10 protein-coding genes are annotated in these 8,642 nt (G+C 51.0%); 8 read left to right on the top strand and 2 right to left on the bottom strand.

Annotation, left to right across the window (positions count from 1 at the left end):
- Positions 1-142: 142 nt before the first annotated feature.
- The 3 genes from JDF658_RS10485 (at position 143) to deoC (ending at position 2,229) form a co-directional block, all read left to right on the top strand.
- The gene (locus tag JDF658_RS10485) at positions 143-565 is read left to right on the top strand and encodes a cytidine deaminase (RefSeq protein ID WP_079907571.1); all 423 of its coding nucleotides are present in this window, start codon (positions 143-145) and stop codon (positions 563-565) included.
- Position 566: 1 nt separating this feature from the next.
- On the top strand, positions 567-1,463 hold the full coding sequence (gene era / locus JDF658_RS10480) for a GTPase Era (protein ID WP_078664991.1): 897 nt from the start codon (positions 567-569) through the stop codon (positions 1,461-1,463).
- A gap of 73 nt (positions 1,464-1,536) precedes the next feature.
- Positions 1,537-2,229, top strand: coding sequence for a deoxyribose-phosphate aldolase (gene deoC, locus JDF658_RS10475; protein WP_078664992.1), 693 nt, complete (start codon positions 1,537-1,539; stop codon positions 2,227-2,229).
- Here deoC and JDF658_RS10470 read toward each other — a convergent pair.
- Entirely contained in the window at positions 2,226-2,660 is a 435-nt protein-coding gene (locus JDF658_RS10470; RefSeq protein ID WP_079907569.1) for a DUF2889 domain-containing protein, read from the bottom strand. The genes deoC and JDF658_RS10470 overlap by 4 nt on opposite strands.
- A gap of 107 nt (positions 2,661-2,767) precedes the next feature.
- Between JDF658_RS10470 and recO the strand changes: the two genes are divergently transcribed.
- Complete coding sequence (gene recO / locus JDF658_RS10465) at positions 2,768-3,631, top strand: DNA repair protein RecO (protein WP_079907568.1); 864 nt, start codon at positions 2,768-2,770, stop codon at positions 3,629-3,631.
- Positions 3,540-3,917, top strand: a complete 378-nt coding sequence (locus tag JDF658_RS10460) for a DUF4342 domain-containing protein (RefSeq protein ID WP_159071823.1) — start codon at positions 3,540-3,542, stop codon at positions 3,915-3,917. The genes recO and JDF658_RS10460 overlap by 92 nt, the downstream gene beginning before the upstream one ends.
- 60 nt (positions 3,918-3,977) lie before the next feature.
- Here the strand turns inward: JDF658_RS10460 and JDF658_RS14260 are convergent, their stop codons facing one another.
- Positions 3,978-4,892 (bottom strand): DUF5667 domain-containing protein, encoded by a 915-nt coding sequence (locus tag JDF658_RS14260; RefSeq protein ID WP_143311988.1) that lies wholly within the window; start codon positions 4,890-4,892, stop codon positions 3,978-3,980.
- A 345-nt stretch (positions 4,893-5,237) separates the two neighbouring features.
- Between JDF658_RS14260 and glyQ the strand changes: the two genes are divergently transcribed.
- The 3 genes from glyQ (at position 5,238) to JDF658_RS10435 (ending at position 8,615) form a co-directional block, all read left to right on the top strand.
- Entirely contained in the window at positions 5,238-6,122 is an 885-nt protein-coding gene (glyQ, locus tag JDF658_RS10445) for a glycine--tRNA ligase subunit alpha (RefSeq protein WP_078664998.1), read from the top strand.
- Positions 6,123-6,126: 4 nt separating this feature from the next.
- Positions 6,127-8,208 carry a glycine--tRNA ligase subunit beta gene (gene glyS, locus JDF658_RS10440; RefSeq protein WP_079907565.1) on the top strand — a complete coding sequence of 694 codons (2,082 nt, stop codon included), beginning with the start codon at positions 6,127-6,129 and terminating at the stop codon, positions 8,206-8,208.
- A gap of 137 nt (positions 8,209-8,345) precedes the next feature.
- Positions 8,346-8,615, top strand: a complete 270-nt coding sequence (locus JDF658_RS10435) for an AbrB/MazE/SpoVT family DNA-binding domain-containing protein (RefSeq protein WP_079907564.1) — start codon at positions 8,346-8,348, stop codon at positions 8,613-8,615.
- Positions 8,616-8,642 lie beyond the last annotated feature (27 nt).

Raw genomic sequence — 8,642 nt, 5'->3', positions numbered from 1 at the left:
CGGGTGGAACTCCCGGGCCGAGGTCCCCTGTCGCCCTGCCCCGCGGGGGCAAATCAAGTATTCGGAAAGGAGGCGAAAGCCTGGTCTGGGGGCCGACTTGGCTGGAGATAAAAACAGTCAAGTTTTTTGAACCAGGATTGACATGAAACTAACGGAACAGCAAATCCAGCAGTTGATCGGTGAAGCCATTAACGCCCAGCAAAAGGCCTATGCACCCTATTCCCACTTTCGGGTAGGGGCAGCGCTGCTGGGTAAATCTGGCCGCATATATCAGGGCTGCAATGTGGAAAATGCCTCTTATGGTTTGACCAATTGTGCTGAGCGGACTGCTATTTTCAGGGCTGTTGCGGAAGGAGAAAGGGATTTTGTGGCGCTGGCTTTGGTGGGAGATATAGCTGAACCCTGCTCCCCCTGTGGCGCTTGCCGCCAGGTGATGGTGGAATTTAACCCTGACCTGCAGGTGATAATGGCAGCACCGGACGGAAGTTACCGCCTAACCACGGCTGCCCAGTTATTGCCGGGATTTTTCAGCCCCCGGGCATTGCCCGCAGGAAAGGAGGAGTAAGATGGCTTTTCGTTCCGGTTTTGTAGCCATTGTCGGACGACCCAATGTAGGTAAATCCACTTTGATGAACAGTGTGGTTGGGGAAAAAGTGGCCATCATGTCCGATAAGCCTCAGACTACCCGCAATAAAATTCGCTGTATTTATACTACAGATAGCGCTCAGGTCATTTTTGTTGACACTCCCGGAATCCACAAGCCCAAACACCGGCTGGGGGAAGTGTTGAACCAGGCTGCCCTCTCAACCTTAAAGGAAGTGGATGCCATTCTCTTTGTAGTGGAAGCTACTGCCCAGCCCGGACCAGGGGATAAATTCATTATCGAGCACCTGGTGAAAGTTAATACTCCGGTGTTGCTGGTAGTTAACAAAATCGATCAGTTGCCTGATAAGCAGGCGGTTTTGCCGATAATCGAAGCCTACCGGGATTTGCTGCCTTTTGCTGAAATCGTCCCTGTATCAGCTCTTTACCGGGACAATTTGGACCGGCTGGTAGAAGTCCTGTTCAACTATTTACCGGAAGGGCCGATGTATTATCCTCCGGATATGGTAACTGATCACCCGGAACGTTTTATTGTGGCAGAAATAATTCGGGAAAAAATCCTGCATCTGACCCGGGATGAAGTACCCCATTCCGTAGCTGTTGAAGTGGAGGAAATGAAGGAACGGTCCAGCAATCTGGTGTATGTGCGGGCCAATATCTATGTGGAACGGGAATCCCAGAAAGGCATTATTGTCGGCCATCAGGGCCGGATGTTAAAACAGGTAGGACAGCTGGCCCGTCAGGATCTGGAAAATTTGCTGGGTTCCAAACTTTATCTGGATTTATGGGTTAAAGTGAAAAAGGACTGGCGCAACCGGGAACAAATTTTACGGCAATTTGGCTACCGGGAGGAGGATTAGACAAGTTTTTGTCTAATTCTTTTATGGGTGTAAAAGTCAGACATCTGTCATCTTACAAAGGAGGAGTATCGAAATGAACACCAGAGAAATCGCTGCTATGATTGACCACACTTTATTGAAACCGGAAACCACACCGGAACAGATTATTAAGCTCTGTCAGGAGGCCCGGGAGCATGAGTTTGCCTCGGTTTGCGTCAATCCCGCCTATGTGGCTCTGGCAGCCAGAGAGCTGGCTGATAGTCCGGTCAAAGTCTGTACTGTGATTGGTTTTCCGTTAGGAGCCAACCGTCCTCAAATCAAGGCCCAGGAAACAGAACTGGCTATCCGGGAAGGGGCCAGGGAAGTGGATATGGTTATCAATATCGGGGCGGCTAAGGCCGGGGACTGGCAGCTGGTAGAGGAGGATATCCGGGCTGTGGTGGCTGCTGCCCGGAATCTGGAAAAGGAAGCAGGGCAGATTATCGTCAAGGTAATCATTGAAACCTGCCTGCTCACTGATGAGGAAAAAGTAAAAGCCTGCCAGGCGGCGGTAAACGCCGGGGCAGACTTTGTCAAAACTTCCACTGGATTTGCCGGTGGCGGGGCTACTGTGGCTGATGTGGAATTAATGCGCAAGACGGTAGGACCGACCATCGGAGTTAAGGCATCCGGCGGGGTGCGCAACTTAGAACAGGCCCGGGCCATGATCGCTGCTGGAGCCAATCGCATCGGTACCAGTAACGGAGTAGCCATTATGGCCGGATTGACTGTAAACGGTGGCTACTAATCACTGGGACGGGGCGGATAGCCGACACAGGTTCCGGCCAGTTCCCTGGCCACTGTTTCCAGGGCTTCTTCCTCGTTGCTGGCACCGCTGACCAGGTGAGTATTGATGACCAGCGGCAGAAAAGCTGCCAGCAGATTTTTCATGTTAATACAGCCTTCACTACCACTGAACAGCTGGTTAAGGGTGCGGTTCAGGCCGCGAGCTACCCGCACTCCCACCAGCTGTTTTAGTTTGGTTTCAATCAGGGGGCAGTAGGGGCTGGGGGTACGGTGGAAGCTGGCCTCTACCCTGGTGATTTCATAGTCCGGTAAGCCAATGAATAACAGTAATCTGATGTCATGGTAGCGGTCACAGATGCTCAGTTCAGCCTGGATAACCTCAGAACTGATTTTTTTGAAATCTGCCTGCATGGTACGGGAAAATTCCGCCATTTCTCTCTCCTCCTCCCTTTTCTTTATCTTAAAGTTCAACACCGGGTTTTATAATCCTGCTCTCTTTGTTAAAATATAAAATAAGATAAGAAACGGAGAGAAGGATAATGGCACTGATTCAAACAGAAGGACTGGTACTGGCAGTCAAACCCCGGTCCGAGGCGGATTTACTGGTGACCCTGTTTAGCCGCGAGCTGGGAAAAGTGCAGGTAGCAGCCAAAGGGGTAAGGAAGGCAGCCAGCCGCCGCCGGGCCCTGGCTCAGCCTCTGATCCATGCCCGCTATTTACTTTATGAAGGCTCAAATTATCTGCATTTGAACCAGGGCGAGCTGATTTCTGCCTTTCCGGAGCTCAGACAGGATCTGGAAAAGCTCCTTTCCGCCCAGTATTTGCTGGGGTTATGGGAACGGGTCCTGCCCCTGCGGCAACCGGCCCCGCGTCTGTATCGATTGCTGGGGGCAGCTCTGCATTTGCTGGCTCCTTTAGATACCAGCCTGGTTTTAACCTATGTAGAAGCCCAGTTTTTGCAGGTGCTGGGACTAAGGCCAGAGGTTAACCACTGTGTCCAATGCCGGCGGCCACTAGGGGCTGGTAAATCCTGGTGGGCCCTGGCTGCGGGAGGACTGCGCGGGGAATGCTGTGGCCCACCCTATCCAGGAGCAGTTTTGCTTTCACCCCGGTTGAAAAGGCTTTTGCGGTGTTTCTTTTATCTGCAGCCAGCGGAATTGGCTGCTCTGGAGGTATCTGCCGCGGAACTGGAGGCTATTCATCAGCTGCTGGCCGAACATGCCAGCCAGCATTTGGAAGATATAAAACTGCAGCGACCCCTGATAGACCTTTCGGCTCCGGTTATACTAGGGGATGAAAGGGGGAATCAGGATGGCAATGGAACTGTACGAAAAAATGGATATTCTGCGGCAGAAAACAGGGGTGACTTATCGGGAGGCCCGGCGGGCCCTGGAGGCGACTAAAGGGGACCTGGCAGAAGCCTTGATCTGGCTGGAAGAACGACGGCCCCAGCTGCGGAAAAAACCGGCTTTGAAGCGTTTGCGCAGTGTACTGCAGTGGTCTGCGGAAACCAAAATCCGGATTAGCAAAGAGGGCAAAGTGCTGGCTGAACTTCCGGCGGCAGCAGGAATAGCCGCTTTGGGTTTAACTTTAACCAGTGCCAGGGCGGCATTTATCGGGGCCCTGGGAATTTCTGCTTTACTGAATCGAGGTTATCGACTGGAAATGGAATTAAATAATGAAAGATAACAGCCTGGAATAACAGACGGAGCCGGTCTCCTCAAAAGGAGCGGCTCCGTTTTTGGCTGGTTAGCGATTGGACTCTTCTTCATTATATTCCTTTTGAGTGTCATCATTATTATTTTCACCGTTTTTTTCCTCTTTGTCATCTTTTTGGTTCGCCGTTTCTGTTAATATTTCTGTTTTCGTTTCTATGGTTGTATCTGTTTCAAGTTTATTCTCATCTTCATCATTAAGACTATCTTTTTCTTTTTTCTTTTCTTTTTCAGTTTCTTTTTTGGTTTTCTCTTTCATTTCTTCTTTTGCTTCTGCTTGTTTTTCAATAGCTTCATTCAGCTTGTCCTGAGTCTCTTGCAGGTTTTCTTGTGCTTTTTCTATAGCTTCAGGATTACTGGTGTTAATAGCTTCATTTAAAGCTTTTTCAGCTGCTTTAACTTCCTGTTTAGCTTGTTGTAATTCTTTGTGGGAATTGACAAATTCTTTAATTAATTCCAGACGGTCTTTAACATCTTCGAGATTATCCCTGGCTTCATCTGGGGCTTTTGCTAATACCTGGTTGAGAGTATCTACACTCTGTTGTTTTACCTCCTGGATTTTGGGCGAAATTGTTGTTGCTACTTCTGCCGGCAGTTGAGTTTGCATATTTTCCAGGGTCTGTACAGTTGTTACAAGGTCAGCGGTTGCTTTTACTGCTAAATCATATTTCCCTGCTGCCTGCATCGTTTTAGCTTCAGCCATACGCTCCTGGGCCAGAGTGGCTAATAATTCTGCTTTAGCCTGTTCAGAAAAGGTAATTGCTAATTGCAGTTGTTCCAGGAATCTCTCGAGAGGGTAGAGCCAGCTGTCAGGAGTAACACCGGCCTCAGCAGATTGTTGAATTACCGGGGGACTGGACACAGTCTCGGCGGCCCAGGTCAATCCAGGGGTGGTAACTGCCAGGGCTGTCGATAAAGCGATACTGAGCAATTTTCCAGAGTTTTTCATATTTCATCCCTCCGCTTCTCTATTTGTCATCAAATAATACGGATAAAAAGAGGTATTTTAGGGGGCTACTTGACAAAAAAACAATTTTTTTGTTTAATAATCTTCAAGTACAACCATTCCATATTTGCGCAGCGAGGAACAGGAGGAGTAACCATTTTAAGCCTGCCAAGCGAACCGGGGAGGGTGGAAGCCCGGTCAGGGGGGATGGTGAAGGGCGCCTGGGAGCTGCAGTTAAAGAGGTGGACCGCATTAGCGGTCAACCAGGGTGGAACCGCGGGTAGCAAGCCCGTCCCTGGCCTGATGGGCCGGGGACGGGCTTTTTAGATTGACAAGGAGGTTGATGCTATGAATTTTCAGGACATGATCCTGGCCCTCAATAAGTTCTGGGCCGAACAGAACTGCATCATTCAGCAGCCCTATGATGTGGAAAAGGGTGCTGGTACTATGAATCCTGCTACTTTTTTGCGGGCATTAGGACCTGAACCCTGGAATGTGGCTTATGTGGAACCTTCCCGGCGGCCCACGGACGGTCGCTATGGGGAAAACCCCAATCGTCTGCAACATTATTATCAGTATCAGGTGATCCTCAAACCCAGCCCTGATAATGTGCTGGATATCTATCTGGACAGTTTGCGGGCTATTGGCATTGATCCAGCCCAGCATGATATCCGCTTTGTGGAGGACAACTGGGAAAGTCCCACCCTGGGAGCCTGGGGTCTGGGCTGGGAAGTCTGGCTGGATGGCATGGAAGTAACCCAGTTTACCTACTTCCAGCAGTGTGGCGGGATTGATTGCCGTCCAGTTTGCGCAGAGATTACTTATGGTTTGGAACGCCTGGCTATGTTTATTCAGAAAAAGGACAATGTCTTTGACATCGAATGGGTAAATGGCATCACCTACGGCGATGTCCATCATCAGGGCGAAGTGGAACATTCCCATTATAACTTTGAAATCGCAGATACCGACATGCTCTTCCGCCTTTTCGATATGTATGAACAGGAAGCCAAACGGGTGCTGGAGGCCGGGTTTGTCCTGCCTGCCTATGACTATGTCCTCAAGTGTTCTCATACCTTTAACCTGCTGGATGCCCGGGGGGCTATCAGTGTTACCGAGCGGACCGGTTACATCGCCCGGGTGCGCAACCTGGCCCGTCTCAGCGCTCAGGCTTATATTGAACAGAGAGAGCGGCTGGGCTATCCTTTGTTAAAACAGGCGAAACAGGAGGGATAAGGGAATGACCAGGGAGTTTTTGCTGGAAATAGGCACAGAAGAAATACCGGCTAAATTCTTGCCCGGAGCCATCAAACAGCTGGAAGAACTGGCCCAGAAGGCCCTGGATAAAGAGAAATTAACTTATGAGCAAATCCGGGTCTGGGCCACACCGCGTCGGCTGGTGCTCAGTATCACCGGTCTGCCGGAAAAACAGGCCGATGTGACCGAAGAAGTGAAAGGGCCGGCAAAAAAAGCGGCTTTTGATGCTGAGGGCAAGCCCACGAAAGCAGTGGAAGGTTTTGCCCGCAGTCAGGGAGTAGCCCTGGCTGATCTGCTGATCAAAGAAGTGAACGGGGTGGAGTATGTTTTTGCCCGCAAGGAAATCAAAGGGCGCAGTACCGCTGAGGTGATGACTGAACTTGCCCCTACCTTCATCAGTGGCCTTTCTTTCCCCAAGCCCATGCGCTGGGCCCATTATGATTTTCGTTTTGCCCGGCCTATCCGCTGGCTGCTCTGTCTGCTGGATGACCAGGTGCTGGAATTTAAGCTGGAAAACCTGGTGAGTGGCCGCCTGACTTATGGCCACCGGGTGCTGGGTCCAGGCCCCTTCACTGTCAACCATGCTTCTGAATACCGCCAATTGCTGCTGGAAAAAGGCTATGTCATGGTGGACCAGGAAGAACGGCGGCGCCAGGTCTGGCAGCAGATTCAGGACCTGGCCGCCCGGGAAGGGGGGCAGGTGGAAGAGGATGCGGACTTGCTGGAAGAAATCATTTACCTGCTGGAATATCCCACTGCCCTGTGCGGCAGCTTTGAGGCGGAATTTTTGCAACTGCCTGATGAAGTCATCATCACTCCCATGAAAGAACACCAGCGCTACTTCCCGGTCCGGGACCAGCAGGGCAGATTGCTGAACAAATTCATCACCGTCCGCAATGGTACAGCCGATTACATCGAGATCGTGCGGGAGGGCAATGAAAAGGTGCTGCGGGCCCGGCTGGCTGATGCCCGGTTCTTCTATGAGGAGGACCAGAAGCAGCCCCTGGCTGCCTATCTGCCCAGACTGGATAAAATCGTGTTCCAGGAAAACCTGGGGACACTGGGGGAAAAGGTGCAGCGCATTCAGAACCTGACCTCCTACCTGGCGGAGACCTTGCAGGTAGTGGCGGAGGAAAAGGAAATTGCCGCTCGCACAGCCCGGCTGGCCAAGGCGGACCTGGTCACCAGCATGGTTTATGAGTTCCCTGAACTGCAGGGCATTATGGGTCGCTATTATGCCCGCCTGTCAGGCGAACGGGAAGAAGTGGCGCAGGCCATTTTCGAGCACTATTTACCCCGTTTTGCCGGGGATATGCTGCCTGCCAGCGTAGCCGGGGCTCTGGTCAGCATTGCTGACAAACTGGATACCATCGTAGGGTGCTTTGCAGTTGGCATTCAGCCTACCGGTTCTCAGGATCCCTACGCCCTGCGGCGGCAGGCTCTGGGTATCTGCCATATCCTGCTCCAGCGGGGCTGGCATCTGGATTTACCGGCAGCTATCAACAGGACTTATGCTGCTATTGCTGACAAGCCTGGCCTCAAGCTGGACCGGGAAAAAACCGTTGTGGAAGTAATGGAGTTTTTCCGCCTTCGCCTCCGTTATATCCTGATGGAAGATGAAGGCCTGGCCTATGATACAGTGGATGCTGTCCTGGCGGCCGGTTATGCTGACCTGACCGCTGCGGCTGAACGGGCCCGCGCTCTGGCCAAAGTCCGGCAGGAGGCGGATTTTGCTGATGTGCAGACAGCTTTTACCCGGGTGGTCAATCTGGCCAAAAAGGATGAAGGCGGGCAAGTAGTGAACGAGCTGTTGCAGGAACCGGCGGAGCAAGCGCTACTGGCTGCCTGGCAGGCTTTCCGGGAGGAAAGCGAGGAGCTCCTGCGGGCTGGACGCTATGAAGAGTGGTTCAAACAGGCTTCCCAGCTGCGGCCGGTGATTGACCGCTTCTTTACCGAGGTGATGGTCATGGCCAAAGAGGAGGATTTGCGCCGGGCCCGGCTGGCCCTGTTACGGGAACTGGCCGCTGATTTAAGTGCGGCTGCGGATTTGAGCAAACTGGCTTAAAAGGCAATCCCTGTCCTATTGGGGCAGGGATTTTTTTGTGCAAGCATGGCATGGGCGAGAGCTGAGGTGTCTCTTGTTTTTTGTCAATACGCATAATATAATATGTATATACAATTGATGAAAGGACGGTTTTCAAAATGGAAGTAAGAAAAATATATAAAGCAGGGAACAGCTATGTTATTTCAATTCCAAAACAAGTTATTAAGTTACTGAATCTTAAAGTAGGAGACCAAATTTTATTTAAATGGCAACAGGACCAGGTAATACTTACACCGATAGTCAAAAAAAACAAGATTGAGGTTATTCGTCAAATTGCTGGTTGTCTGGCAGACCAGGAAGAACTGGTTCAGGATTTATTAGAGATCAGGGAGCTGGAATCAGACCGGGAGGGAACGGTCCTTGAGTAAATTTTTAATAGATACAAATATAATAAT

Origin of the sequence: Carboxydocella sp. JDF658, from assembly GCF_002049395.1 — a bacterium.
Lineage (GTDB): Bacteria > Bacillota.
The sequence above is the reverse complement of the archived record's forward strand: the minus strand, read 5'-3'. Positions and strand labels throughout refer to the sequence as shown.